Origin of the sequence: Actinomadura rubrisoli (assembly GCF_004349215.1) — a bacterium.
GTDB classification, from domain to species: Bacteria; Actinomycetota; Actinomycetes; order Streptosporangiales; family Streptosporangiaceae; genus Spirillospora; species Spirillospora rubrisoli.
On the sequence record NZ_SMKU01000107.1, the window covers coordinates 1 to 26,169 of the forward strand.

Annotated in this window: 29 protein-coding genes; 18 read left to right on the top strand and 11 right to left on the bottom strand. The window is 70.8% G+C overall.

Going from position 1 to position 26,169, the window contains the following annotated elements:
* Positions 1-140: 140 nt before the first annotated feature.
* Together E1298_RS20555 and E1298_RS20560 are read right to left on the bottom strand one after the other, a co-directional pair.
* Positions 141-341: a hypothetical protein gene (locus E1298_RS20555; protein ID WP_131895644.1), complete on the bottom strand. Its 201-nt coding sequence runs from the start codon at positions 339-341 to the stop codon at positions 141-143.
* Positions 342-604: 263 nt separating this feature from the next.
* Positions 605-1,186 carry a hypothetical protein gene (locus E1298_RS20560; RefSeq protein ID WP_131895646.1) on the bottom strand — a complete coding sequence of 194 codons (582 nt, stop codon included), beginning with the start codon at positions 1,184-1,186 and terminating at the stop codon, positions 605-607.
* Between the two features lie 302 nt (positions 1,187-1,488).
* Between E1298_RS20560 and E1298_RS20565 the strand changes: the two genes are divergently transcribed.
* The 3 genes from E1298_RS20565 to E1298_RS20575 all read left to right on the top strand — a co-directional run bounded on the left by E1298_RS20565 (position 1,489) and on the right by E1298_RS20575 (position 2,789).
* Complete coding sequence (locus E1298_RS20565) at positions 1,489-2,298, top strand: helix-turn-helix domain-containing protein (RefSeq protein ID WP_165975573.1); 810 nt, start codon at positions 1,489-1,491, stop codon at positions 2,296-2,298.
* Positions 2,295-2,498, top strand: coding sequence for a DUF397 domain-containing protein (locus E1298_RS20570; RefSeq protein WP_131895650.1), 204 nt, complete (start codon positions 2,295-2,297; stop codon positions 2,496-2,498). Before E1298_RS20565 ends, E1298_RS20570 begins: the two co-directional genes overlap by 4 nt.
* 87 nt (positions 2,499-2,585) lie before the next feature.
* Positions 2,586-2,789: a DUF397 domain-containing protein gene (locus tag E1298_RS20575; RefSeq protein ID WP_131895652.1), complete on the top strand. Its 204-nt coding sequence runs from the start codon at positions 2,586-2,588 to the stop codon at positions 2,787-2,789.
* A gap of 199 nt (positions 2,790-2,988) precedes the next feature.
* Here E1298_RS20575 and E1298_RS20580 read toward each other — a convergent pair whose 3' ends face one another.
* Positions 2,989-4,140 (bottom strand): methyltransferase domain-containing protein, encoded by a 1,152-nt coding sequence (locus E1298_RS20580; RefSeq protein ID WP_243725702.1) that lies wholly within the window; start codon positions 4,138-4,140, stop codon positions 2,989-2,991.
* Positions 4,137-4,766, bottom strand: a complete 630-nt coding sequence (locus E1298_RS20585; protein WP_131895654.1) for an MvdC/MvdD family ATP grasp protein — start codon at positions 4,764-4,766, stop codon at positions 4,137-4,139. The genes E1298_RS20580 and E1298_RS20585 overlap by 4 nt, the downstream gene beginning before the upstream one ends.
* 610 nt (positions 4,767-5,376) lie before the next feature.
* Between E1298_RS20585 and E1298_RS20595 the strand changes: the two genes are divergently transcribed.
* The 6 genes from E1298_RS20595 to E1298_RS20620 all read left to right on the top strand — a co-directional run bounded on the left by E1298_RS20595 (position 5,377) and on the right by E1298_RS20620 (position 9,312).
* A complete protein-coding gene (locus E1298_RS20595) occupies positions 5,377-5,583 on the top strand; it encodes a hypothetical protein (RefSeq protein WP_131895656.1) in 207 nt (68 codons plus the stop codon).
* Positions 5,583-6,098 (top strand): DUF6879 family protein, encoded by a 516-nt coding sequence (locus E1298_RS20600; protein ID WP_207944755.1) that lies wholly within the window; start codon positions 5,583-5,585, stop codon positions 6,096-6,098. The genes E1298_RS20595 and E1298_RS20600 overlap by 1 nt, the downstream gene beginning before the upstream one ends.
* A 3-nt stretch (positions 6,099-6,101) precedes the next feature.
* On the top strand, positions 6,102-6,956 hold the full coding sequence (locus E1298_RS20605) for a helix-turn-helix domain-containing protein (protein ID WP_131895660.1): 855 nt from the start codon (positions 6,102-6,104) through the stop codon (positions 6,954-6,956).
* 34 nt (positions 6,957-6,990) lie between these two features.
* Positions 6,991-7,326 carry a hypothetical protein gene (locus E1298_RS20610; RefSeq protein ID WP_131895662.1) on the top strand — a complete coding sequence of 112 codons (336 nt, stop codon included), beginning with the start codon at positions 6,991-6,993 and terminating at the stop codon, positions 7,324-7,326.
* A 318-nt stretch (positions 7,327-7,644) separates the two neighbouring features.
* Complete coding sequence (locus E1298_RS20615) at positions 7,645-8,502, top strand: radical SAM/SPASM domain-containing protein (protein WP_243725703.1); 858 nt, start codon at positions 7,645-7,647, stop codon at positions 8,500-8,502.
* Between the two features lie 21 nt (positions 8,503-8,523).
* A complete protein-coding gene (locus E1298_RS20620; protein ID WP_131895666.1) occupies positions 8,524-9,312 on the top strand; it encodes a hypothetical protein in 789 nt (262 codons plus the stop codon).
* A 211-nt stretch (positions 9,313-9,523) separates the two neighbouring features.
* On the opposite strand, the gene E1298_RS20625 is transcribed toward E1298_RS20620, so the two are convergent.
* Positions 9,524-9,718: a hypothetical protein gene (locus tag E1298_RS20625; protein WP_131895668.1), complete on the bottom strand. Its 195-nt coding sequence runs from the start codon at positions 9,716-9,718 to the stop codon at positions 9,524-9,526.
* A gap of 312 nt (positions 9,719-10,030) precedes the next feature.
* On the opposite strand from E1298_RS20625, the gene E1298_RS20630 reads away from it, so the two are divergent.
* The 3 genes from E1298_RS20630 (at position 10,031) to E1298_RS20640 (ending at position 13,661) form a co-directional block, all read left to right on the top strand.
* Entirely contained in the window at positions 10,031-10,447 is a 417-nt protein-coding gene (locus E1298_RS20630) for a hypothetical protein (RefSeq protein ID WP_131895670.1), read from the top strand.
* Between the two features lie 153 nt (positions 10,448-10,600).
* On the top strand, positions 10,601-12,883 hold the full coding sequence (locus tag E1298_RS20635; RefSeq protein WP_131895672.1) for an FdhF/YdeP family oxidoreductase: 2,283 nt from the start codon (positions 10,601-10,603) through the stop codon (positions 12,881-12,883).
* Positions 12,884-12,962: 79 nt separating this feature from the next.
* On the top strand, positions 12,963-13,661 hold the full coding sequence (locus E1298_RS20640) for a DUF1707 SHOCT-like domain-containing protein (protein ID WP_243725704.1): 699 nt from the start codon (positions 12,963-12,965) through the stop codon (positions 13,659-13,661).
* 58 nt (positions 13,662-13,719) lie between these two features.
* Here the strand turns inward: E1298_RS20640 and E1298_RS20645 are convergent, their stop codons facing one another.
* Positions 13,720-14,865: a serine hydrolase domain-containing protein gene (locus E1298_RS20645; protein WP_131895674.1), complete on the bottom strand. Its 1,146-nt coding sequence runs from the start codon at positions 14,863-14,865 to the stop codon at positions 13,720-13,722.
* Between the two features lie 74 nt (positions 14,866-14,939).
* A complete protein-coding gene (locus tag E1298_RS20650) occupies positions 14,940-15,671 on the bottom strand; it encodes a TetR/AcrR family transcriptional regulator (RefSeq protein WP_131895676.1) in 732 nt (243 codons plus the stop codon).
* A gap of 162 nt (positions 15,672-15,833) precedes the next feature.
* Here E1298_RS20650 and E1298_RS20655 point away from each other — a divergent pair, with 162 nt between their 5' ends.
* A complete protein-coding gene (locus tag E1298_RS20655) occupies positions 15,834-16,844 on the top strand; it encodes an alcohol dehydrogenase catalytic domain-containing protein (RefSeq protein WP_131895678.1) in 1,011 nt (336 codons plus the stop codon).
* A gap of 16 nt (positions 16,845-16,860) precedes the next feature.
* On the opposite strand, the gene E1298_RS20660 is transcribed toward E1298_RS20655, so the two are convergent.
* Both E1298_RS20660 and E1298_RS20665 read right to left on the bottom strand, forming a co-directional pair.
* Entirely contained in the window at positions 16,861-18,288 is a 1,428-nt protein-coding gene (locus E1298_RS20660) for an amidase (protein WP_131895680.1), read from the bottom strand.
* Positions 18,285-19,322 carry a D-2-hydroxyacid dehydrogenase gene (locus E1298_RS20665; RefSeq protein ID WP_131895682.1) on the bottom strand — a complete coding sequence of 346 codons (1,038 nt, stop codon included), beginning with the start codon at positions 19,320-19,322 and terminating at the stop codon, positions 18,285-18,287. The genes E1298_RS20660 and E1298_RS20665 overlap by 4 nt, the downstream gene beginning before the upstream one ends.
* A gap of 261 nt (positions 19,323-19,583) precedes the next feature.
* Here E1298_RS20665 and E1298_RS20670 point away from each other — a divergent pair, with 261 nt between their 5' ends.
* Genes E1298_RS20670 through E1298_RS20690 form a run of 5 tightly spaced genes read left to right on the top strand, consistent with a single transcriptional unit; the run spans position 19,584 to position 23,610 of the window.
* Complete coding sequence (locus tag E1298_RS20670) at positions 19,584-20,066, top strand: DUF3830 family protein (protein WP_207944756.1); 483 nt, start codon at positions 19,584-19,586, stop codon at positions 20,064-20,066.
* 17 nt (positions 20,067-20,083) lie between these two features.
* Positions 20,084-20,845, top strand: a complete 762-nt coding sequence (locus E1298_RS20675; protein ID WP_131895686.1) for a maleate cis-trans isomerase family protein — start codon at positions 20,084-20,086, stop codon at positions 20,843-20,845.
* 33 nt (positions 20,846-20,878) lie between these two features.
* A complete protein-coding gene (locus tag E1298_RS20680; RefSeq protein ID WP_131895688.1) occupies positions 20,879-21,655 on the top strand; it encodes a maleate cis-trans isomerase family protein in 777 nt (258 codons plus the stop codon).
* A gap of 16 nt (positions 21,656-21,671) precedes the next feature.
* Entirely contained in the window at positions 21,672-22,331 is a 660-nt protein-coding gene (locus tag E1298_RS20685) for a GntR family transcriptional regulator (protein ID WP_131895690.1), read from the top strand.
* Between the two features lie 22 nt (positions 22,332-22,353).
* On the top strand, positions 22,354-23,610 hold the full coding sequence (locus tag E1298_RS20690; RefSeq protein ID WP_131895692.1) for an aspartate aminotransferase family protein: 1,257 nt from the start codon (positions 22,354-22,356) through the stop codon (positions 23,608-23,610).
* A 43-nt stretch (positions 23,611-23,653) separates the two neighbouring features.
* Here the strand turns inward: E1298_RS20690 and E1298_RS20695 are convergent, their stop codons facing one another.
* Both E1298_RS20695 and E1298_RS20700 read right to left on the bottom strand, forming a co-directional pair.
* Complete coding sequence (locus tag E1298_RS20695) at positions 23,654-24,730, bottom strand: S1C family serine protease (RefSeq protein WP_131895694.1); 1,077 nt, start codon at positions 24,728-24,730, stop codon at positions 23,654-23,656.
* Between the two features lie 103 nt (positions 24,731-24,833).
* Positions 24,834-26,169, bottom strand: a 1,336-nt coding sequence (locus tag E1298_RS20700; protein ID WP_341770634.1) for a multidrug effflux MFS transporter, incomplete at its 5' end; no start/stop codon positions are given.

Genomic DNA, 26,169 nt, shown 5'->3' on the forward strand with positions numbered 1-26,169 from the left:
CGCCCATCCACACCCCTTGACCCCGACCAACGGCCGCCAGACCACGGCCCCAGGACCTCATCGCACATAAGGCTTGGGGCCACGGCGTCTGGAAGGGCGGCGGGCCAGGTCTCGGGGGTACCCCGGCCCGCCGCCCGGCTCTAGGCGGTCCGCCGCCGCTCGCGTGCGCGGGCGGCGGCGCGGGTGATGATGTCGCCGAGGTAGCGGATCTTGTCGGGATCCTCGCGTTTGCCCTGCCAGTACTGCGATTCGGGGACGATCTCGTCCATGAGCAGTTGGTAGGCGGCGATGGCGTGCTGGAGGTCGTGGTGTGCTGCGGCGTCGGGCGTGTCGGTGGTCATGGTCCTCTCCTGGTGGGGCGCGGCGGCACGCGCGTCGGGGGTCGCTCGGTGCCGCCGCGCCGTTTGTGGGGCCGCCCGGCCGGCAGGGGGTATGCCGACCGGGCGGCGGGCACGGGCTCCACGCTCCCCAGCCAGGAGCCCGTGCCGGTCGCGCGGCTTCGCTCCGAAAGCCCCCGTCCAGGGCCGAGCGGCGGCCGCGCGAACGGGTGGGCGCGGCGCTCACTCTGCGCTACGGGCTACCGCACCCACCGTCATCGGCCCGCCTACCCCCCTGCGGTCGGGTCGGCGGAGACCGGCGCGCCGAGCGCCCACGCGATCCGCTCGGCCGCCTGCTCCACATCCACCGACAACCGGCCGCCGGTGTCAGGGCCGGTCGACCACACATAACTCTCGGCGCTCTCGTCCCAGGAGATCCGACGTTTCTCGCCCTGGTAGGAGACGTGCAGGTGGTTGCCCGCCGCCTTGGCCCCCTCCAGCCACGAGGTCTGAGGGACCGACTCGCAGCGCGCGTTGACCTGCGGGATCCGCCGCCGCACCGCGGCGTAAAGGGCGTCCATCGGCCCGTACGGTGTGACGGCCGGCCTGTCCAGACCCGCAGCGATGATCACCGCGGCGTCAACGATGTGGTCGGCCTGCGCGATCGGCTCCCCGGAGCCGTCCAGAAACCACAACCGGTCGGCGTCGGTGGGCCGCGGCTTACAGGTGATGGTGCCAACGATTCCACCGACCACGAGCGAGTCACGGCCGAGCTTGGACTTGAAGCCCCGGCCCTGCAGCTGGTTCATCAGAGCACCGAGCTGCGCGTAGGCGTGGGGATGCTCGGTCCCGTCGAAGCGTTCACTCATGCCCGCTCCGTCCACTTCGTCGCCCTTGCCCATAGTCGAACCTCCGTTTCAGGTTGGGCGGAGGGCATACGCCCCTGATGCTGCCGCACCGGTTGTCCGTTTCAGTGGCGCATGCCCCGCTTTGCCATTCCGGATGAAACCGACAGACCATTACATTAAGTCGAGTCGCCGGAACAGCGTGACCAGCTTCACAGCGCGGGGGTAGGCTGGAAAGCGCCCTCGAACTACCGTCATTCGACCCCCGACGAGATCGTCCGAACCCGCTGATCAGGTACACCCCCGGAGCCCCCACAATGCCCGCAGTGTCCGAGCCGTACGAGGCCCCCGCCATCGTCACTTTCGCCCGCGAGTTGCAGTTTTGGCGGACTAACGCTGGACTCAATAAGAAGCAACTCGCCGATGCTCTGGGGTTCACCGACTCCTACGTCGGCCAGGTCGAGCTGTGCAAGAACATCCCGTCCGAGGAGTTCGCCGAAGCGCTCGACACCTACTTCAAGACCAACGGGCTGTTCGGGCGGCTACGGGAACGCATCCTTGAAACCCGGCAATACTCCGTGATCCCACCCGGCTTCCCGGAGTATCTCAAGTGCGAACACCGCGCAGAGTCACTCAAGAATTTCAATCCAACTTTGGTCAACGGAATACTTCAGACTGAAGACTATGCGCGAGCGATTCTCGGCACTAACCAGTCCCCCGACGTGGCGGAAGAGTTGGTTCAGGAAAGGATGAAGCGCAAGGAAGTTCTTGATCGCGCCCATGGCTATTTTGTCATGGACGAAGCCGCATTGAATAGAATTGTCGGTAGTCCCGAAATTATGCTGGGTCAATTCAGATTCTTTCTCGACCTAATGGAGCGGCCACGAATACAGCTCGAAGTGGTGCCCTCAACCACCGGTTTCTATCCAGGACTGGGCGGAGAGTTCTATATTCTAGGGTTCGAGGACGGTAGTAGCGTCGTCTATACCGAGTCGTCAGGCGAGGGTCTGCTGATCCAAGACCCTGTCCGGATTGCGCGTCATGTCCTACGGTATGACTCGCTGCGGGGCCGTGCGCTTCCAGTGGACCAGTCGCGAACTTTGATTCGCCGAGCGATAGAGAGGCTTGAGGCATGACCCTAGATCTGTCAGGCGCCCAGTGGCGCAAGAGCACTCACAGTGACGAACATGGCGGGTCTTGCGTCGAGGTCGCCGCCCTCGCCCCCGTGGTGGCTGTGCGGGACTCCACGGACCCTGACGGCCCCGTGCTGGGTTTCAGTCGTACGGCGTTCACGGCGTTCATTGGAGCGATCCGGGCGGGCTCGCACAACCTGTAGGCCCCTACATGCGCCAGCGCCCCGTCGATCATCGTGACCGGCGGGGCGTGGTGTGCGCCCAGAGCGTGTCCGGTTACAGTCAGAGGCATGGCCTTAGATCTGTCAGGCGCCCAGTGGCGGAAGAGCAGTCGCAGCGATGAGCATGGCGGGGAGTGCGTCGAGGTGGCGAGCCTCGTCCCCGTGGTGGCTGTGCGGGACTCCAGGGACCCGGACGGGCCCGTGCTGGGTTTCAGTCGTGCGGCGTTCACGGGGCTCGTCGGGGCGATCCGCGCGGGTTCACACGACCTGTAGGCCCCCTCGGGGGTAGACGACCGCGCAGCCCTCTTCCCAGCCGTCGCCGAAGCGGTCGGGGCCAGGCTGGTCGTACCGGACCCAGACGTCCGGGTATCCCCCTCATCGCGGTGCTCGGCGACCGCGATGAGGAAGGAGCCGTGAACCTTCGGGATCGGCGGAATCAGCCTCACGGGCGGCCAGTCTGCGGTTCCCGCTTCTACGCCTTTGGCGGATCGTCCAGCCACAGGCGGGTGCCCTCCTCGGTGACCAGCAGGCCGAAGCGTTCGGCCCCTGGTGCCCCTTTTTCACGCCACCACGTGAAGGCGTTCTCAGCCTCATCCCACAAACGCCGGTCGCCGTACTGGGTGACGGTGTTCTCGCCGGTCGGGCTGGAGTCGATGGACGCCCAAGGCCCGTCCGGGTCACCCACCACCGCCAGCCGGTAGGACATGGTGCCGTCACCCATGAGCATCCGAATCACGAACAGATCAGGCACGTTCATGATCAGAGCGAGTTCGGCCCCGTCCCCGGCGTCCTCGATCGCCTTGGGAGGCAGCTCGGTCGTGGTCACCTGGGCTTCGCCGCGGTGGTGTTCCTTCCAGTACGAGGACGAGCGTTGCGAGCGCAGCAGCATGTATCCGGCCCGCCCGTGGATGGTGCCGATGCCGTGACCGTCAGGGTTGACGGTCAGCTTCACCTGAAACCCGCCGAGCCCCTCGGGCATCCAAGGCATCACTGCTCGCCCGCCGGGGCGTAGCTGCTTCACCCACGCATGGGGGATGTCGCTGACTCCGGCGGTCACGTGGATGCCGTCGTAGGGCGCACCTTGCGGCCACCCTTCAAACCCATCGCCCACGATCAGCGTCGGCGTGTGCCCCGCTGCCCGAAGGTTCTCGGCGGCCTGTGCGGCAACCGCCGGGTCAATCTCCACGCTGGTGACGTTCTCCGCCCCCACTCGGTCGGACAGCAGCGCGGCCGTCCAGCCGGTTCCGGTGCCAATGTCCAGGATGCGTTCCCCCTTGGTAGGGCCAAGAAGTTCGAGGAAGGGGAAGACGATGCCGGGGGCGGAGATCGAGGACGATGCGGAGCCTTCGGGGTCTGTGGGGTCGGATGCCCCGTCGTCGCGCTGTGTGATGATCGACATGTCGGAGTAGACGGCTGCCCACCACTGCTCCGGGTCGGCCGCTTTGTCGATGACGTGCTCGGCCGGGCCGAGGTCGTAGCGGCAAGGCAGGGCGTACCCGCGTTCCGGGACGAACAGGTGCCGGGGAACCACGTGCATGGTCCGCCGCCATGTAGGGTCGGACAGGTCGCCGGACGCCTCCAAGGCGTCGGCCAGTTGGTCAATGCGCTGGTCTGTGGTTGTCACGCGCCCCTCCTGAGTAGATCAGCGAAGGCCGCCGAGATCGGTGCCCCGGTCTCCTCGTCCAGCTCATCGGCGTGAACGGATTGGGTCCAGATCGTCAGTGGCTCACCCTCCGGGGTCAGGTGCCGAACGTGGTTGAGCGGCTTGTAGATCACCTGTCCGCGCGTCCGAGCAAATGCGCGGGCCTGGTGGGGGTCGTTGGTCACCACGGTCGGCGGGACCGTAAGACCGAGCTCGGCGGCGACGGCCAACTGACGCACCTTCGGTTCGGCGGTCCGGTTGGCGTCAGGGTGGTTGACGTAGAGGCAGCCGGGCAGGTTAGCCAGCACTCCGCCGAACCCCTCGCGGGCTTCCCGTGCAGCGAACCGCGCCTCTTGGGCCTCCAGGTTCGGAGAGTGTGTGTGCCGGTTCGGCCGCCGCCTGTAGACGGCTCTGACGGAGGACAGGTCGAGCCACCTGGTTGGGGTTGTCAAGCTCCCAGTCCACCAGGCGGACTCGCCAAGGTGTGCGGAGAACGTCACGGCATCGGGGAAGTCCACGCCGGGGTCGAGCCGGATCACGGGGACGTCGCGGTCCAGCAGCTCCAAGATCACGCTGTCAGCGGTGGCATCGTTCAGTTCGGTCAGCACCAGTACAGGGCGTTCGTCTCGGTCTTACGGTGCTTAGCAGTGACAACCGTCCCGTCTTCCAGCACGCAAAGCCCGGTCTGAGTCTCCCTCCCCGCGCGCCCGTGGAGGGTGCGACCCTCGGTGCGCGTTCTCTACCCCGGGGCCGCGACGCTCAGGGGGAGCCTTGCCACCTGGCCCCGACATCTTCCCGTTGCCAGCCTCGTCACGGCTTAGTGACTGTTGGGTGGCCGGCTGACTACGTTGTCGGATCGGCTGATCGGTTGCTCCAGCGGACCTGTTCGCCGGCGAGGCGGGTGGCCATCAACCGGATCATCGCGATCTTGATCATGGTTTCGGAGTTGTCGGATTAACGAGGGGGTTCTGGCTGCCTGGAGCCTGTTCCGGTCTAGTGTCGATCCGGAGGTGTCTGCGCAGGTAGAGGGCAGGATCGCAGGGGCCCTACCTTCGGTTCTTTGGAGGCTGATGGAGCCCCATCCGTGGGGATCGAGTGGGGGCTATGGGGATTCGGCTGTCGCGTGCCTGGCCTCCTTCCAGCCCTTGACACCCATGACGCCGTGTCGGAGGCTCGCAGGGGCGCAACATCGCGCACCTCGGAGGACAGGGAGTGTTCATGGAGATTACGCTCGTGGCCATTGACCCGGACTCTCAGCCTCAGGGCTCCCCGACGCTCTACAAGACCGACCGGGGTAGCTGGGTGATTCAGGGATGGGTCATCACTGATCCGGACGTTCTGGCCAAGATGAATATCCCGGAAGGGGAGATCGCTTGCGAGATCCCCGATCGACTCGTGCCGTTCTTCTTCCAGAAAGGCGATTGATGGGACTCTCGTACGAGGAGTTCAACGCTCTCTTCACCAGGTTCGATCATGAAGCCATCCACCTTGAGATGCGCGACTCGTACGGGACAGAGATCGAGCTTCCTCATATGGCGAAATGGGCGGCCGGAGAACGTGACGATCTCGAATGGCTGCGCGACTGGTGTGACCTCGTACGAGAAGGTGTTCGTAATGGGAAGTCCTTTCGTCGCGTTCACGTAGTCTCCGAACCGCTATCTGATTACCAGCGATGGTCGCACAGCATTATGCAGCCACATCTTGATGCAGGTTCGGAAGTTCGATGGATGCCGCGACGTCATGTATCTTCCATCGCTTTCCCGGGCAATGACTTCTGGATGTTCGACAACCACCTCGTTGTCTTCCATCATTACGACGGCAACGGACGAAACATAGATTTCACAACCTCGACCGAACCTCATGACATCGAGCTTTGCCGCAACGCGTTCGATGCCGTATGGGGCAAGGCGGCTCCGCACAGCGAGTACAAGCCTGCCTGAGCGGTGACCAGTCCAGCCCAGCAGGCCAAGGAAGCCTTCGGTGCCCGCCTGCGCGAGATCCGTAAGGATGCCAGCCTGTCAGGTCGTCAACTCGCCGAACTGACAGGGTGGCACTACACGAAGGTGTCCCGTGTCGAGCACGGGAAACAGGGACTATCTGACGCAGACATTCGCGCGTGGTGTTCCGCTTGTGATGCGGACGAGCAGATTCAAGATTTGATCGTCCAGGCTCGTGCAGTTGAGACCATGTATCGGGAGTGGCGCAAGCAGGCTCGAACCGGCCTCCGCCGACTCCAGGAAGTCATCGAGCCACTTTATGCGCGGACTAGGCTGTTTCGTGTACATGAGCATTGGAGCATTCCGGGTCTACTGCAAACGTCCGCGTACTCAACGGAGAGTATGGCCTACTGGGTTCGTCTACTCGACCTACCCGACGACCGTGAAGCGGCAACTGCTGCCCGCCTGGCGCGTCAGCGCATTCTGCGCGAGGGGGATCACCGGTTCGTCTTCCTTTTGGCGGAACAGGCATTGCGTAGTCGCATAGGCTCAATCGAGACGATGCTTGAACAGCTTGATCGCGTAATCGCGGCGAGGGCACTGCCTAATGTCTCGATCGGTATAATTCCCGCGAGTGCCGGTATGGGTGCGCACACCCAGACGGCGTTTTGGATCTTCGACGACGAACTTGTCAAAGTTGAGACACTCACGGCGACACTTGACATTACACGCGCCGAAGAAATCGCCATCTACGCTACGGTGTTCAACGAGATGCGCCACGCCGCGCTCTTCGGTGACGAGGCGCGGGACCTGATCCTTCAGGTCCGGGACGAACTGCTGCAACAATCTGCAACTTCCTAGCCTCCAGCATGACCGGGCTCTTAGCGTCCTGGTCATGAGCTTCGCCGCCCCCCGACATGCAAGGACAACCGCCGACGAGCCGATGCCCACGGGTGAGCGCCGTTCGTTCCTGAATGAGCTTGATGCGGCTGTGCGTAGGCATGGCGGGATGTCGTGCGGTGTGGTTCCGCGCGAGGGTTCGCCGGTTTTGCTGGTGATCAACGCCGAGGTGCCGCGCCGGTCCGTGGAGGTCAGCGCGGACTTCGTTGACCGTTGCTGGTGGTTCACCTGGGCGGAGTCGGGGGCCACGATCGGGACGGTTGATGACGTGGACGGCGTTGCCGATGTTGTCGGGCGTGCGGTCGGTGTTCAGCGGTGGGTGCGTCCCTGATGCCGGGCGAGCTGGGCGAGGTCTTTCGACTTCTTTTGTTGTTCGGGGCTGTATGCGTGGGGTTCGGGGCTTTGTTCGGTTATGTGCTGGGGCCCGATCTGGTGCGCTGGGGCCGGCGCCTTTTCGGAGGCTGCACCGAGGTTCACGCCTACGCCGAGTTGCAGCTGCCGAGCTGGCTGCGCAAGACGACGGCACCGAACCCGGCACCTAGACCCCTCCGGGCGGTGGTGGCGGGTCTCGTTCGACCCTCACCTCGCCGCCGTCCGGAGGTTCAAGCGTGGCAACCGGCCGCGCCGAAGGCTTCATGAGGAGGAAGCCGTGACCGTTGCTCTCGAACCTCCAACACAGACAGCCGTTCCCCGGCTGCTGTGGCTGGACCTGACTCGAAAGTGCCAGCTCAAGTGCGCGCACTGTTTCAATGAGTCGGGGCCGGAAGGCACGCACGGGACGATGACCCGCGCGGACTGGACGCGTGTCCTGGCCCAGGCCGCCGGGTGCGGTGTACGCGCCGTACAGCTCATCGGCGGCGAGCCGACGATGCACCCGGACGCTCCGGACCTGGTCGGCTACGCCCTGCCACTGGGCCTGCGGGTCGAGGTGTTCAGCAACCTGGTCCACGTCTCCGACACCTGGTGGGAGCTGTTGCAGCGCGCCGGGGTGTCGGTCGCCACCTCGTACTACTCCGACGATGCCGAGCAGCACAACGCGATCACGGGTCGCCCGAGCCACCAGCGGACGCGGGCCAACATTGAGAAGGCCGTCCGGCTCGGTGTCCCGCTGCGTGTCGGGATCATCGACATCGGTGACACACAGCGTGTCAGTCAGGCACGGGCGGACCTGGAGATTCTGGGCGTTGCCGACATCCGAGTCGACAAGGTCCGTGCCTTCGGGCGGGGGGCCAGGGGGCAGGCTCCCGACATGGCCCAGCTGTGCGGGCGGTGCGGCAGCGGCAAGGCCACGATCGGCCCGACCGGTGACGTCTCCCCGTGTGTCATGTCGCAGTGGATGAGCGTGGGGAACATCCAAGACGCTGCGTTGGCCGATATCCTCGGCGGTGCTGCCATGGCCGAGGCCAACGCCTCCATCCGGGCTGTCGCTCGCTTGGGTGGTGCCTGTGATCCTGACGAGGAATGCAGTCCGGGGTCTCCGGGTAGTGGATGCACCCCCCGGGCGTGACCACAAGGACGTGAGGGATTCGTGAGTGCCGGCCTTCCCGGGCCAGAGTTCACCGCGCTGATCCGCCCGCATACCGGGGACGTGACGGGTGTGCGGCCTACCTCGCGTGGCAACAACTCGGCTGTCACAGCCATAGTCGAGTGCGAGAACGGGCCGTTCTTTGTCAAGGCCGTCCCCAACCGGCCGGGCGGCCGTCGTGACTCCCTGGTCCGGGAAGGACTGGTCAACCCCTACGTGCGGTCCCTATCCCCGGCTTCGCTGTGGAAGGCCGAGGACCAGGCGTGGATCGCGCTCGGGTTCGAAGTTGTGGACGGGCGCTCGGCGGACTTCACGCCGGGGTCGGCAGACCTGCCCGCAATCATCGACATCATCAACCGCATCGGTGTCCTTGACCTCCCCGAGATCGCTCACGACTGGCCAGAGACGCGATGGGACCGCTTCGCCACCGACGCGGACCGGTTCCAGGGGCGATCACTGCTGTACACCGACATCAACCCCGACAACCTGTTGATCGGGGATGGGGCCACGTGGGCGGTGGACTGGTCGTGGCCTACACGCGGCGCCGCATTCATCGACCCGGCCTGTCTGGTCGTGCAGTTGGTAGCGGCCGGGCACAGCCCCCAGGCCGCCGAAACATGGGCGGCCCACTGTCCCGCATGGACCAACGCCGACCCCCAAGCAATCAGCGCGTTCGCCACCGCCAACCGGCACATGTACCGCCGATTCGCCGACCGAAGTCCCGACGCGCCATGGCTTGCCGCGATGGCGACATCCGCGCAGCAGTGGGCCGACTACCGGGACTCCTTGTAGAGGCCCGACAACGCCTGTTTCTGTGAACGGTCCCGCCGGGTCGAGCTGGGGCAGCCGACCCGTAGGCCGAAGCGATGAACTTGTCATGCTTGAGGAGCGCGGCCTTGACGGACGGACTCACCACGGCGAAGCGTCCGGCCGGTGGAACACTCGACGTGTCAAGGATGTCGTCGCTGCGCTTGACGATCTCGATCACGAGCCTGAGGTTCTCCTACGCCCAGCTCAGCAGGCTGTTGTCGATCTTGTTGGCGTAGCCGCCGTCGGCCCGCACCAGGGCCACCGAGCCGAAGGCGGCGGCCAGGCGGCCCATGTCGAACCCACGCTGTTCGCCTCCCTCGCTGGGCTTGATCGACTGGGCGTCCAGCATCGCCGACGGCCGGGGGTCGCGTCCGTCGGCGATCCGCACCCGCTCGCGCAGCCGGTCGTGGATCTGGACCCACGTGCCGTCCTGGCCCCAAGCGCTGTACCAGCGGCAGGCCGTGTCCCGTGGCAGCTCGGCTACCCAACAGTCACTAAGTTGTCAGCCGTGCTCACCGCGCCCGGAGCGTGTCCGGATACGGTCACCCGTGCCAATCGGAGTGATCGGGGATTGTTGGACAGCCTTCGCGGACGTAGACAGGGGGCGCGGTCGCGTCGCCGATGGGGTTGAGCGCGGCCGGCTCAAGGAGCAGTGCCTCACTCGCTGAGGCGATCACCTCAACGTCGGCAGGTGAATCGCATGAAGCCCCTTTCCAGGACCCTTTTAGCGCTGATCGCCGCCGCCGTCGTGGCAGCGCCCGCGGCGTCCGCCGAAGCGCAGGCCCCCGGAGCGTCGGCGGTGGCCGGGAAGCATCGCCTCTCGGTTGACATCGACATCGACGGCAACCGCATCCGTGCCGGAGGTGCCATTCAGGACCTGTCCTCGGGCCGTAGCGACGTCTGCGTACAAGTGATCTTGAAGCGCAGGCGGACGGACAAGCCCCCGCGCTGGAGCACCATCGCGGACACCGGGTGGAAGTGCGGCAAAGGCGAGGTCAGCGTCAGCACCGACTGGCGGAACTGCCCCGGCGGACGGTCGAAGCCGCACGTGGCCACGGCCAAGGGGAAGTGGAACGGCCAGGAGGTCGAATCCGTGAGCACGAAGGAGACATGCTGATCGAGTCAAGCGGTCACGGTCCGTGACGAGGCGCCCGTCGTCGCCGCGCTTGCCGGGGTCTCGCGTCTGCCCAGCGGTATCCCGGACGGTGGCCGTGGGGCCCGGACGTGCGAAAATAGCGGCAGTGACCCCCCGACTCCGAGGATGTGAGTGATGAGCCGCAAGGCGCCGTCCGGTGACTTCGACGACTCCGGCCTGGAGGTGTCGAAGCCGAAGGCGTGGGCGGCGGGCGTGCCGGGCGTCACGGCGGCGCTGCGCCAGTCCTACGACCAGATGGGGGTGCGCCGCACCGCGCTGACGCTGCTGCGCGTCAACCAGATGCAGGGCTTCGACTGCCCCGGTTGCGCCTGGCCGGAGGGCGACCACCGGCACATGGCGGAGTTCTGCGAGAACGGCGCGAAGGCCGTCGCGGAGGAGGCGACCACCCGGCGGATCACCCGGGAGTTCTTCGCCCGCCACACCGTCGCGGAGCTGGCGGAGCGCTCCGACCACTGGCTCGGGCAGCAGGGCCGGCTGACCGAGCCGATGATCCTGCGGGCCGGGGCCGAGCACTACGAGCCGGTGTCGTGGGACGAGGCGTTCGGCGTCCTGGCGTCCGAGCTGAACGGCCTGGACTCCCCGGACGAGGCCCTCTTCTACACCTCGGGCCGCACCAGCAACGAGGCCGCGTTCGCCTATCAGCTCTTCGCCCGCGCGTTCGGCACGAACAACCTGCCCGACTGCAGCAACATGTGCCACGAGTCGTCCGGGTCGGCGCTGAACGAGACGATCGGCGTCGGCAAGGGCTCGGTGCTCTTGGACGACCTGTACCAGGCCGACCTGATCTTCGTCGTGGGGCAGAACCCGGGCACCAACCATCCGCGGATGCTGTCGGCACTGGAACGCGCCAAGAAGGAGGGCGCCCGGATCGTCGCCGTGAACCCGCTGCCCGAGGCCGGGCTGATGCGGTTCAAGAACCCCCAGCGCCCGTCCGGCGTCACCGGGCGGGGCACGGCGCTGGCCGACCGGTTCCTCCAGATCCGCCTGAACGGCGACCTGGCCCTGTTCCAGGCGCTCAACCGGCTGCTGCTGGAGTCGGACGCCCCGGACGCGCTCGACCGTGAGTTCCTCGACGCCCACGCCCACGGCTTCGAGGCGTTCCAGAAGCACGTCCTCGGCCTGGACTGGGACGACGTGCTGGAGGCGACCGGCCTGACCCGGGACGAGATCGCCGCGACGCTCGGCGACGTCCTGGCGGCCAAGCGCATCGTGGTCTGCTGGGCGATGGGCCTGACGCAGCACCGCAACTCCGTGCCGACGATCCGCGAGGTCGTCAACTTCCTGCTGCTGCGCGGCAACATCGGCCGCCCCGGCGCGGGCGTCTGCCCCGTCCGCGGCCACTCCAACGTGCAGGGCGACCGGACGATGGGCATCTACGAGAAGCCCGCGCCCGCGTTCCTGGACGCCCTGGCCGCCGAGTTCTCCTTCGCGCCGCCGCGCGAGCACGGCCTGGACACCGTGGACGCGATCCGCGCCATGCGCGACGGCAAGGCGAAGGTGTTCCTCGGGATGGGCGGCAACTTCGTCCGCGCCACCCCCGACTCGGCGGTCACCGAGGCGGCGCTGCGGAGCTGCCGGCTGACCGCGCAGGTCTCCACCAAGCTGAACCGCTCGCACGCGGTGACCGGCGAGCGGGCGCTGATCCTGCCGACGCTCGGCCGGACGGAGCGCGACGAGCGGGAGTCCGGCGCCCGGTTCGTCTCCGTCGAGGACTCGATGGGCATGGTGCACGCCTCGCGCGGACGGCTCGCCCCGGCCTCCCCGCACCTGCTGCCGGAGGTGGCCATCGTCTGCCGCCTCGCGAAGGCGGTGCTGCCCGGGTCCGGCATCGGCTGGGACGCGATGGAGCGCGACTACGACGTGATCCGCGACCACGTGTCCCGGGTCGTCCCCGGCTTCGAGCGCTACAACGAGCGGATCCGCGAGCCGGGCGGCTTCACGCTGCCGCACGCGCCCCGCGACGAGCGCCGCTTCCCGACCGCGACCGGCAAGGCCAACCTCACGGTGAACGGGCTGGAGGTGCTGCGGGTCCCCGAGGGGCGGCTGCTCTTGCAGACCGTCCGCAGCCACGACCAGTACAACACCACCATCTACGGTCTGGACGACCGCTACCGCGGCATCAAGGCGGGACGGCGCGTGGTGTTCGTCAACCCGGCCGACCTGGCCGCCCTCGGGCTGGAGGACGGCGCGATGGTGGACCTGCACTCGGAGTGGGCCGACGGCGCCGGGCGGTGCGCGCCCGGCTTTCGCGCCGTGGCCTACCCGACGGCGCGGGGCTGCGCGGCGGCCTACTTCCCCGAGACGAACGTGCTGGTCCCGCTGGACAGCACCGCCGAGATCAGCAACACCCCGACGTCGAAGTCCGTCGTCGTCCGCCTCGAACCGTCCGGGCCGTGATGGCAGGGGCGCCAGACCCTCCTGGCCCGCGCGTGCGGGATGACCTCGCGGGCGACGGCGGCTGGACTAGGCTCGGTCCATGACGAACCTCCCGGACCGTCCCGGAACGCCTGGAACGCCTATGCCGTCCGAGATGCGCGCGTCCGACGGGGACCGCGAGCGGGTCGCGCAGGTGCTGCGGGACGCGGCGGGCGACGGGCGGCTGACCCTGGAGGAGCTCGACGAGCGGCTGGACGCGGTGTACGCGGCCAAGACCTACGCCGAGCTGGAGCCCATCACCCGCGACCTGCCGGCGGGCGGGACGAGGCCGCACCCGGCCCCGCTCGCGACGGGGGCGCCGGACTACCGGCCCGCGGTGGACGCCCCGTCCTGGCGGATCGGTATCGCGATCATGGGAGCGTTCCGGCGGACGGGCGTGTGGAACGTCCCCGGCCGGTTCACCGCGTTCGCGTTCTGGGGCGGCGGCAAGATCGACCTGCGCGAGGCCCGGTTCGAGGAGGCCGAGGTGCGGATCCGCGCGTGGGCCCTGATGGGCGGGATCGACATCGTCGCGCCCGAGGACGTCGCCGTCCACGTCAAGGGCATCGGGATCATGGGCGGCTTCGACGACGGCGCGAGCGGCCCGGGCACTCCCGGGGCGCCCCGGGTCGTCGTGTCGGGGCTGGCGTTCTGGGGCGGCGTGAACGTCAAGCGCAAGGCCCGCAGGCAGGACAAGCGGCTGCGCAAGCAGCAGCTCAAGGAGCGCGGGGAGCTCAAGGAGCGCGGCGAGAAGGACTGAGCGCGGCCCGCCGGGGTCGGCGCGGGGCGGGCTTGCGGCCGGGGTGCCGCCTCCGGACTCAGGCGCCGGCCGCGTACCGCCAGAAGTCCCGCAGCCACGTGGCGGGGACCGGGCTGTCCAGCCCCACCTGCGTGAGCAGGATGGCGACCGTCCCGGTGGACGGGACGATGTGCGCCGTGGTCCCGGTGCCGCCGACCCAGCCGTAGCGCCCCGGGACGTTCCACGGGTCGACGGACGCGACGTCGACCGCGCCGCCGAAGCCCCAGCCCTGCCCCTCCAGGAACAGCGCGCCGATCTCGCGCTGGGCCGGGGTGGTGTGGTCGGTGGTCATCAGCCGCACCGAGTCGGCGGTCAGGATCCGGCAGCCGCCGGGGCCGGCGCCCCCGTCCAGCAGCATCCGGCCGAACGCGAGCCAGTCGTCGGCGGTCCCGGCCAGCCCGCCGTTGCCCAGCGGAAAGGCGGGCAACGTGCTCCACTGCCCGTCGGGACCGTCCGCTAGTACGAGCCCGCCGTCCTGGCCGGTCCGGTAGTAGCTGGTGAACCGGTCGCGCTTGGCGGCGGGGACCTCGAACGCGGTGTCCGCCATGCCCAGCGGTTCGAACACCCGCTCGGCCAGGAAATCGGGCAGCGCCTGGCCGGAGACGCGGCTGACCAGCACGCCCTGGAGGGTGGAGCAGGTGTCGTACAGCCACCCCTCGCCCGGCTGGTACAGCAGCGGGACCTGGGCGAGCTCGGCCATCCACACGTCCGGCTCGGGGAAGGTCCGCGGCTCCCGTCCGTCCTTCTGCACCGGGAAGAGCCGCTGGGCCGCGGGCAGCGTGAAGTCGGACGCGAAGCCGTACCCCGCGCGCGAGGTGAGCAGGTCGAACACGGTGATCGGACGGACGGCCGGGACCACGTCGTCCACGGCGCTGGCGGGCGTGCGGACGACCTTCGGGTCCGCCAGTTCCGGCAGCCACCGGCCGACCGGGTCGTCCAGCGCGATCCGGCCGTCCTCGACCAGCGCCATGACCGCCGCGGCCGTGACGGGCTTGGTGATCGAGGCGAAGCGGAAGAGGGAGTCGCGGGCCATCGGAGCGCCGCCGACGGCCAGCGAGCCGACGGCCGCCGCCTCGATCCGGTCGCCGCGGGCGATCAGGCCCACCGCTCCCGGGATCGATCCGCCTTCGACGTAGGGCTCCAGGATGTCGTGCAGGTCGGCCATCGATCCACTTTCTGTTGTGTGCGGTCCTGGAGCAGACCACCGGCGCGGCCCGTACTCATCGGCGCGGCGCGCGGTCAGCGGGGGCCGGCGATCCGGTCCAGCCAGTCGCCGAGCAGGGCCGTCTCGGACGCCGACAGGACGGCCGGCGGGTCGGCGGCCAGCGCGGCGCGCAACGCCACCGCGCGGGCGGCGGACGAGGCGCGCCCGTCCTCCCCGGGCCCGTCCGCCGGGGCCTCGTCCGGGACGGTGATCGCCGCGAGGACGCCCTCGCGGACCCGCGCCGACACCTCGCCGCCGTCCCCGCCGCCGGTGCCCGCGCGGCCGTCCTCGGCGATCAGCGCCAGCGTGACCCCGATCCCGGAGGCGTGGATCATGCGCGCGGCGGTGGCGACGGGCACGCGCAGCCGCCCGGCGTCGGCCACCGCCTCGACGAGGCCGACCAGCATGCCGAACGCCTCGTCCGCGACGGGCGGCGTGCGGGGCGAGCCGTACATCAGCGCGTAGAACGCGGGGCGCGTGCGCCCGAACTCCACGTGCAGGTCCCAGCCGCGGCGCAGGTCCTCGACCGGGTCGCCGGTGCGCTCCTGCGCCCGCTTGCCCGCCAGGTACTCCTCGAACCCGAGCGCGGCGACGGCGTCGAACAGCCCGCGCTTGTCGCCGAAGTGGTGGTACAGGGTCGGGGCGCCGACGCCCGCCGCGGTGCAGACGGCCCGCGTCGAGACGGGCTCGCCGTCCGACTCGGCGAGCAGCCGCGCGGCGGCCCGCAGGATCCGGTCCCGGGTGTCGAGGTCCTTCTGCGCTGTCACAACATCGATGTTACAGAAATTTACCGAACGCCGATATGGGCCATCCAGCAGGGGGAACGCCTCCGGACGACATCATCGGGCCATCAGCTTCTATAGCGCTACTACAGGGATTCGTATATCGTCGCTAGTGCCACTTGAGATGAAACACGAGAGGAACCAGCCATGCGCAGCGCCGTCCTCGCGGCCCCGGAGAAGCCCCTCGACCTCGTCGAGCGCGACATGCCCGAGCCGGGCCCCGGTGAGATCCTCGTCCGGGTCACCGCCTGCGGGATGTGCTTCTCCGAGGTCAACCAGTTCCGCGGGCACTACCCGTTCGCCCGCTTCCCGGTCGTCCCCGGTCACGAGATCAGCGGCGTGGTCGCCGCGCTCGGCCAGGGCGTCGACTGGCCTGAGCCTGGCACCCGGGTCGGGGCACAGTTCCTCTACGCGTCCTGCGGGCACTGCGACTACTGCATCCGCGGTGACGAGATGCTCTGCACCGGCCCAAATCACGCCACGGGCATCAACCACGACGGCGGCTACCAGGAGTACTTCGTGGCCCGCGCCGGGTTCCTCACCCCGCTCCCGAGCGGCCTGGACCCGGTCGCCGCCGCGCCGCTGATGTGCGCCGGCGTCACCGCCTTCAACGGGCTCCGGCAGGGCGGCGCCGCCGCCGGGTCGAAGGTCGCCGTGCTCGGGACGGGCGGCGTCGGCACGATGGCCGTCCGCTTCGCGGCGGCGATCGGCGCCCGGGTCGCCGTCGTCTCCCGCTCGCGGCGCGCGGAGGGCGAGGCGCGCGCGCTGGGCGCCGAACTGTTCGTCGCCACCGACGAGCAGGACCCGGCAGAGGCGCTCACCGCCTGGGGCGGCGCCGACCTGGTGATGAACACCGCGCCCAGCACCGCCACCGCGCAGGCCGCGCTCGGCGGGCTCCGCCCGGACGGCACGCTGCAGATCCTCGGCTTCGACCAGGGCGAGCTGTCGGTGCCGCCGATGCCCCTCGTCCTCGGCCGCAAGCGCGTGATGGGCTCGCCGTCGGGCGCCCCGCACGACCTGCGCGACACCCTCGCGTTCGCCGCCACGCACGGGATCCTCCCGGAGGTCACCCCCGTCAAGCTGGACGACGCCCCCCGCGTCCTGGCCGAGATGACCGAGGGCACCCACCGCGGCCGCTCCGTCATCACCTTCGACTGAGACGGACCGCGCCCGGCTACAGCACCGGCCGCTTGGCTTTCCACGGACGGGCGTGTTCGTAGGCCAGGCAGGCGCTCATGACGAGGGCGTCGGCGTGGCGTGCGCCGACCACTTGCAGCCCGGCCGGGAGCCCCTCCGCCGTGAAGCCGCACGGCAGGCTCGCGGCGGGCTGCTGGGTCATGTTGAACGGGTAGGTGAACGGTGTCCAGCCCGTCCAGCGGCGGGACGGGGAGCCCGGCGGCACCTCGGCGCCCGCCTCGAACGCGGCGATCGGCAGGGTCGGCGTGAGCAGCAGGTCGTACCGCTCGTGGAACAGGCCCATGGTCCGGCCGAGCTCCATGCGGCGCGCGGTGGCGGTGAGGTAGCCGACGGCCGAGAGCCGGGCGCCCTGCTCGCAGATCTCCAGCAGGCCCGGGTCGAGCCGCGCGCGGTCCTGCGGCCCGAGATGCTCCACGACCTTGGCGGCCCCGGCGAACCACAGGGCCTCGAAGTCGGCGACCGGGTCGCCGAAGCCCGGGTCGGCCTGCTCGACCTTGGCGCCCAGCTCGGCGAAGACCTCCGCCGCGGCGGCCACGAGCGCCGCCACGTCCGGGTCGACGGAGGCGAACCCGAGGTCGGGGCTGAACGCGACGCGCAACCCGGTCAGGTCGCCTGGGCCCGTGCCGGCGGGCGCCGTGCCGGCAGGCGCCGTGCCGCTGAACGGGGCGCCGGGCGGCGGGAGCGACGACCAGTCCCGGCCGTCCGCGCCGCAGACGGCGTCGAGCAGCAGCGCCGCGTCCGCCACGCTGGTGGTCATCGGGCCGACGTGCGCGAGCGTGCCGAACGGGCTGGCCGGGTAGTGCGGGATCCGGCCGTAGGTCGGCTTGAGAGTGAACGTGCCGGTGAACGCGGCGGGGATGCGCACCGAGCCGCCGCCGTCGGTGCCGAGCGCCAGCGGGGCCATCCCGGCCGCCACGGCCGCCGCCGCGCCGCCGCTGGACCCGCCGGCCGTGCGGGAGGTGTCCCACGGGTTGCGCGTGACGCCCGTGAGGGGCGAGTCGGTCACGCCCTTCCACGCGAACTCGGGCGTGGTGGTCTTGCCGACGAACACCGCGCCCTGCTCGCGGAGTCGCGCGACGGACGGCGCGTCCTCCTCCCACGGCCCGGACGGGTCGATGGTCGTCGAGCCGCGCCGCGTGGGCCAGCCGCGGGTGAGCAGGACGTCCTTGATGGAGACGGGCACGCCGTCGAGCGCGCCGAGGGTCTCGCCGCGCCGCCACCGGTCGGCCGAAGCGCGCGCGGCGGCCAGCGCGGACTCGGCGGCCACGAGGCAGAACGCGTTGACCTTCGGGTCGTCGCGGCCGATCCGGGCCAGGACGGCCTCGGTGGCCTCGACCGGGGAGAGCGTCCCCGCCCGGTAGGCCGCCAGCAGCTCGGTCGCGGTCAGGTCCGCCGGGTCGCTCATCGTTGCCTCCTCCTGTCCAGGACGGACATCCCGTTCACGCCGGTCCGCGCGGGGCCGACATAGCCGAGCCGCTTGTCCACGACGTTGCGGAGCGGGCGGCCGTGCACGTAGTCGTCGAGGTTCTCGGCGAACAGCCGGACCAGCTCGTCCCGCCAGCCGGTCGCGTCGCCCGCCATGTGCGGGGAGACGATGACGTTCGGCATGTCCCAGAGCGGTGAGGACGGGGGGAGCGGCTCGTCGGCGAACACGTCGAGCGCGGCGCCCGCGATCCGGCCCGCGCGCAGCGCCGCGACCAGGTCGTCCTCGGCGACGAGCTGCCCGCGCCCCACGTTGATGAGGCGGGCGGTCGGCTTCATCCGCTCCAGCGCGGCGGCGCCGATCATCCCGCGCGTCTCCCCGGTGAGCGGCGCCGCCAGGACGACGTAGTCGGCGTCGCCGAGCGCCTCGTCCAGCCGTTCCATGGGGTGGACGACGCCGAGGTCGGGGTCGGCGGCACGGGCGGTGCGGCCGGCTCCGGACACGCGCAGCCCGGCCGCGGTGAGGCGGCGGCCGATCGCGCGGCCGATGGGGCCCGGGCCGACGACCAGCGCGCGGGCGCCGGTGATCCGCTCGGTCTCGCGGTGCCGCCACCGCCGCTCGCCCTGCGACCGGACGGTCCCGTGCAGGTCCTTCGCGAACGCCAGCACCAGCCCCAGGACGTACTCGGCGATCGGCTCGTCGAACACGCCGCGCGAGTTGGTGACGACCGCGTCGCCCTCGACCAGCGCGGGGAACAGCAGCCGGTCCACGCCCGCGCTCGCGATGTGCACCCAGCGCGGCCCGCCCTCGCGCGGCCACGCCCCCGCGAGCGCCGCGGACCGGAAGTCCCACATGAACACGATCTCGGCGCCGCGCAGGGCGTCCGCCAGCCCGCCCTCGCGGACGAGCCGGACGCGCGCGAGGCGCTCCACGGCCGCCATGCCGGGCGGCGCGTCCTCCCCGACGAGCACCACCAGTTCGGGCGGCCCACCGGGAACGGGCGGGACAGGCTCCATCGGCGTCCCTTCGGGGGATCCGGAATTTAGCGGGAAGGCAAGTGGCCAGGGCATTGACACGCTAGAAAGGGTTCGTAGGATTGTCAACAATCAGCGCGGTAACGGAGGTCCTGGTGACCGCGCTGATCACGTGCTGCAAGACCGTCGCAACCGTTGCCAGTGGCCAGGACGGATCCCAGAGCGCTCCAACGGAAGAGTCCCTCGGGTGGCGACGCTCTCGCCCACCCCTGCCCAACGGGGAGGTCCGGCATGTCCAGGCTCATGACCATCTCACTGGAGCGGCGCGGCGTCTCGTGCGTCGCCGAGCTGCTCGACAAGGACGCGCCGCGCACCTGCGAGGCGGTGTGGCGCGCCCTGCCCCTCGGCGGCGACGCCTACCACGCCAAGTACGCCCGCAACGAGCTCTACACCATGGTGGAGCGGTTCGCGGACGAGGAGGTCGGGCTGGAGAACCCGACCGTCACCCCCATCCCCGGCGACGTCGTCTACTTCTCGTTCGCCGGCGGCATGCTCGACCGGGCGTTCAAGGAGGAGAAGGGCATCGGCGCGCTGCCCGGCGTCATCGATCTGGCCGTCTTCTACGGGCGCAACAATCTGCTGCTGAACGGCGACGTCGGCTGGGTGCCCGGCAACGTGTACGCGACGATCGTCGACGGGCTCGACCGGATGGCCGAGGCGTGCAACGACGTCTGGCGGTCCGGCGCCGTCGGCGAGCGCCTGGTCTACCGCCGCGCCGAGTCCTGAGCGGCGGGGCCCCGCAGATGACCTTCGACCCCACGCTGGTCGTCGGACCCGAGCTGCTCGCCCAGGACGGCATCGGGGTGGTCGCGCCGTTCGACTTCGCCCTCGACCGCGAGCTGTGGCGGTGGACGCCCGACGACGTCTCGCTGTTCATGACCCGGCTCCCGTACGTCCCGGTGCCGGTCACGGTGGAGATGGCGACCGCGCTGTCGGACCACTCGATCGTCCGGCAGGCGACCCGCGACGTGCTGGCGCCCGAGCCGCTCGCCGTGGCCTACGCGTGCGCATCGGGCAGCTTCATCCGCGGCAAGGCGGGCGAGCAGGGGCTGCACGGGACGATCCTCGCGGCGGGCGCTCCGGCGGCGGCCACCACCTCGGGCGCGCTGGTGGAGTCGCTGCGGCTGCTGAACGCCACGCGGGTCGCGGTGGTCACCCCCTACATCGACGCGGTGACCGACCGGCTCGTGTCGTTCCTCGGCGAGCACGGCATCACGGTCGTCTCGTCCGTCGGGATGGGGCTGCTCAGCCACATCTGGAAGGTCGGGTACGGCGAGATCGTCAGCGCCGTCTCGACGGTGGACGGGCCGGACGCCGAGGCGGTGTTCATCAGCTGCACGAACGTGCCGACCTACGACATCATCGCGCCGCTGGAGGAGCTGATCCGCAAGCCCGTCCTCACCGCCAACCAGGTCACGATGTGCTCGGCGCTGCGGGCCATGGGCCGCTCGGCGGCCGGTCCCGGGCAGTCGCTGGTGCAGCTGATCCGGCCGACGGCCGCCTGACCCATGATCTTCGAAGGTAGGATTGTCGACAACATGCGCCAGACCGGACTCCGCGCCGGGTTCCTCTACCCCGGCCACAGCGCCGAGGACGACTATCCCGCGATCGAGCGCGCCCTCGGCGGCGTGAGCCTGCCGGTCGTGCACACCCTCATGCGCGAGGACGCCCACCGCGTCGACGCCCTGCTCGACATCGGCGGCGCCGGCGTGCTCGCCGAGGGCGCCCGCGCGCTGCGCGGGCTGGGCGTCGGGGCCGCCGTGTGGGCCTGCACCAGCGGGAGCTTCGTGTTCGGCTGGGACGGCGCGGCCGCGCAGGTCGAGGGCGTCCGGGAGGCCGCCGGGGTGCCCGCGTCCAGCACCTCGTTCGCGTTCGTGAACGCCGCGCGGCGGCTCGGCGTGCGGCGCGTGGCGGTCGCGGCGACCTACCCGTCCGACGTGGCCGAGCGGTTCGGGGCGTTCCTCGGCCGGGCCGGGATCGAGGTGGTGGCGCTGTCGTGCCGCGGCATCGTCACGGCCGCCGAGGTCGGCACCCTCGGCCGCGATGAGGTGCTGGAGTTCGTCGCGGCCAACGACCATCCGGACGCCGAGGCGGTGCTGGTCCCCGACACCGCCCTGCACACCGTGTCCTGGCTCGACGAGCTGGAGGCGCGGGCCGGCAAGCCGGTGCTCACCGCCAACCAGGTGAGCGTCTGGGAGGGCCTGCGCCTGGCCGCCGGCCCCGAGGGGCTCCCGCCGCGTCCCGGCCTCGGCCGCCTCTTCGCCGGGCCGACACGACATCCCAGACAATCCCTGACAATCCCCCCACAGTGCTGACGAAAGGGGCCCTGCCATGGGCCGATTGGGTGAGCTGGAACCCGTCCCGCGCAGATCGACCGTCGAGCTCGTCTCGGACGAGCTGCGCTCGGCGATCATGTACGGGTCGCTGGAGCCGGGCGCGCAGCTCGGCGAGGCCGACCTCGCCGCCCGGCTCGGGATCAGCCGCGGCCCGCTCCGGGAGGCCATGCAGCGGCTCGTCCAGGAGGGCCTGCTGGTCAGCGAGCCGCACCGCGGCCTGTTCGTGATCACCCTGGACCAGGGCGACGTGGCGGACATCTACCTCGCCCGGCTGGCCATCGAGCGCGCCGCCTGCGTGCTGATCATGGAGCGGAACCGGGGGGAGGCGGTCGTGCGGCTCACCGGGACCCTCGACGCCCTGGTCGAGGCGGCCCGCCAGCGCGACCGGGTCGCGATGAGCGACGCCGACCAGAGGTTCCACCAGGTGCTGGTCAGCTCGTCCGGCAGCCCGCGGCTGGAGCGGATGGCGCAGACGCTGCTGGTCGAGACCCGCATGTGCCTGAACGCGCTCCAGGACAAGTACCCCGAGCCGTCCGAGCTCGTCGAGGAGCACCGCCGCCTGGTGGACGCCATCGCCGACGGCGAGGAGGAGCGGCTGCTCCGCCTCATCGAGGAGCACATGACCGATTCCATCGAGCGTCTCCGCACGACCTGACAACCCCCTCAGGGAGGGTCCCATGGCGAAGCTGTCACCCCTGCTCAAGCAGGCCACCCCCGTCCTGGCCGAGCGCGGCGAGGGCGTGTACCTGTACGACGCCGACGACCGCCGGTACCTGGACTTCACGGCGGGGATCGGCGTCACGAGCACCGGGCACTGCCACCCCCGCGTGGTCGAGGCCGCCCAGAAGCAGGTCGCGACGCTCGTCCACGGGCAGTACACGACGGTCATGCACCGGCCGCTGCTGCGCCTGACCGAGGCGCTCGGCGAGGTGCTGCCCGCCGGCCTGGACTCCCTGTTCTTCCTCAACAGCGGAAGCGAGGCCGTGGAGGCGGCGATCCGGCTGGCCCGGCACGCCACCGGACGGCAGAACATCGTCGTCTTCCAGGGCTCGTTCCACGGCCGGACGATGGGCGCCGCCGCGCTCACCACGGCCGGTACCAAGTTCCGCGCCGGGATCGGCCCGCTGATGCCGGGCGTCGCCGTCGCGCCGTTCCCGCAGTCCTACCGGTACGGGTGGGACGAGGCGGAGGCGACCCGGTTCGCGCTGCGCGAGCTGGACTACCTGCTCGCCACCGCCAGCTCCCCGCGCGACACCGCCGCGTTCGTCGTCGAGCCCGTCCTCGGCGAGGGCGGCTACATCCCCGCGCCGCCCGGCTTCCTCGAAGGGCTGCGCGAGCGCGCCGACCGGCACGGGATCCTGCTCGTCGTGGACGAGGTCCAGACCGGCTTCGGCCGGACGGGCCGCTTCTGGGGCCACGAGCACGCCGGCGCCCGTCCCGACGTCCTCATCTCGGCCAAGGGCCTGGCCAGCGGGTTCCCGCTGTCGGCGATCGCCGCGCCGGCCGCGCTGATGGAGCGCGGCTGGCCCGGCTCGCAGGGCGGCACCTACGGCGGCAACGCGGTCGCCTGCGCCGCCGCCCTCGCCACGCTGGAGGTGATCCGCGACGAGGACCTGGTCGCCGCCGCCGACCGGCTCGGCGCGCGGCTCGGCGACGGGCTCCGCAAGGTCGCCGCCGACCATCCGGTGATCGGCGACGTGCGGGGCCTGGGGCTCATGCGGGCGAGCGAGTTCACCACCCCGGGCGGGGAGCCCGACGCCGCCACCGCCGCCCGCGCCCAGCAGGCCGCCGCCGGGCACGGGCTGCTCCTGCTGACCTGCGGGGCGTTCGGGAACGTCGTCCGGATGATCCCGCCGCTGGTCGTCAGCGAGCCGCAGATCGACGACGCCCTGGCCCTGTGGTCGGCGGCCGTCGCCGACGCCGCGGCGCCCTGACCTCGGTCACTGGGGCCCTGGTCACTGGGGGCGGCGACCCCGGTCACTGGGGCGGCCCGTCGGTGAGGTGCAGGTCGGCGGCCCCGCGGGGGCCCCGCGGGGTCGTCCACTCGATGCGGACGGTGTCGCCCGGGTGGTGGGCCAGCATGAGGTCGGTGAGCCCGATGGGGGAGTCGACCGCGTGCCCGCCGAGGGACACGATCGTGGCGCCGACCGGGAGCCCGGCGGCGTCGGCGGGCGTGCCGGGGACGACCTCGGCGACGAGGGCCCCGGCGGCGGTGCCGTTGGCGCGGACCTTCACGCCGAGCAGCGCGGTCGGCCCGATGTGGACGGTCCGGGACGCCTCGCCGCGCTGGATCTGCCGGGCGATCTCCAGGGCCCGGTCGGAGGGGATCGCGTAGCCGCGCTGGGCGCCCTTCTTCTTCAGCTCGAACCCGGCGGACGCGGCGGTGTTGATTCCGATGACCTTGCCGGCGGTGTTCAGCAGCGGGCCCCCGGAGTCGCCCGGCTTGATCGGCGCGCTGGTCTCGATCAGGCCGGTGAGCCGCTCGGAGCCGCCGTCGCTCTCGTCGCGGGCCGTGACCGCCTGGTCCAGGGCCGTGACGCGGCCGGTGACGACGGTGGGCGTCCCGCCCTTCCCGCCCGCGTTCCCCACGGCGGTGACCGGGTCGCCCAGGCGCACGCCGGACGCGGGCCCGAACACGGCGGGCTTGAGGCGGGACGCGCCGGTCAGGCGGATCACGGCGATGTCGCCCGATTTGTCATAGCCCACGACCTGAGCGGTGTAGGAGCGGCGGTTGTCGGTGTCGGTGCCCCGGATCGAGGTGGCGCCCTGGATGACGTGGTTGTTGGTCAGGACGAGCCCGGACGGGTCCAGGACGATGCCCGTCCCGGCGGCGCGGGTGCTGTTCAGGGCCTGCTCGGTGTCGATGTTGACGACGCCGGGCCGCCGTCCGCTGGGCTTGGCGTGCCGGGTGGAGGACGCCATGACGGGGGGCGGGACGTCCTCGGGCTCCCCCTGGTCCGCGACGCGGCACGCGGGGGTCAGCAGGGCCGGCAGCGCGGCCAGGACCAGCAGCGTCGCGGCGCGGGTTCCGCGGCGCTCCGGGATTCCCCTCACCGGCACCCCCTCCTCACGGTATTTCTCCCATGATTCCCGATCTCCGGTGATTAGTCCGCGAAGACGGCCGGGATGACCCGCTCAGCCGGGAGAGCGGCGGCGTTCAGTCGTGTGGCGCGGCCTTTCCCGGTGGCGGCCCGGGCGCCCGGCCCGGGAGCGCGGCGGCGGCGACGGCCGCGATCGACAGCACCGCGATCGTCACCGCCATCGGGAGGGCGGTGTCCGGCCCGGCGACGCCGGCGAGCGGCGCGGCGGCCCCGCCGATCGCGAACTGCGCCAGCCCGAGCAGCGCCGACGCGCTCCCGGCGACCCGCGGCGGGCGGTCGTCCAGCGCGAGCGCCGTCGCGTTCGGCATGACCAGCCCCTGGCCCGAGGTCATCAGGAACAGCGCGGGCAGCACGCCCCAGAGCCCGGCCCCGGCGAGGACGGCGACGGGCAGGCCGACGCCGCCGACCGCGACGATCGCGAGGCCCGCGCCCAGCAGGCGCTCCAGCGGCACCCGTCCCGCGAGCGTGCCGCTCGCCTGCCCGGCGGCCACGATGCCGAGCGAGTTGACGCCGAACACGATGCTGAACGCCTGCGGTGACATGCCGTAGATGTCCTGGAGGACGAACGGCGAGCCCGAGATGTAGGTGAACATCGCGCCGAACGACAGCGCGAGGGCCAGCCCGTACCCGGCGAACGCCCGGTCGGCGGCCAGCTCGCGGAACGTCGCCAGCGTCGCGCGGGTGCCGCCGGTCTCGCGGCCCTCCGGCGGCAGCGTCTCCTTCAGCAGCAGCAGCGCGGCCAGGTAGAGCGCCACGCCGATCCCGGCGAGGACGGCGAACACGCCGGGCCACGGCGTGAGCCGCATCAGCTGGCCGCCGAGGACGGGCGCGAGGATCGGCGCGAGCCCGCTCACCAGCATCAGCATCGAGAAGAACTTGGCGGCGGCGACCCCGTCGTAGAGGTCGCGGATGATGGCGCGGCCGATGACGATCCCGGCGGCCCCGGTGGCGCCCTGGACGAGCCGCAGCGCGATGAACGTCTCCACGTTCGGCGCCATGACGCACAGCAGCGACGCGACGGTGTAGGCGGCGAGGCCGACCAGCAGCGGACGGCGCCGTCCGAGCGCGTCGCTCAGCGGGCCCGCGATGACCTGCCCCACGGCGAGGCCGACCACGCAGGCGGTGAGGGTGAGCTGCGCCTGCATCGCGCCGGTCGACAGGTCCGAGGCCAGCTCGGGGAGCGCGGGGAGGTACATGTCGATCGACAGGGGCGCGACGGCGGTCAGCGCGCCGAGGATGACGATCAGCATGAGCCGCCGGTCGGGCGCCCCGGCGGCCGCGGGCACGGGCGGGGCCACGGGATCGGACCCGGCCTCGCGGTCGGACGGACCCGGGTCGGACGGACCCGGGTCGGGCGAAGCGGAGTCGGAGGGTGCGGGGCCGGGCGAGGGG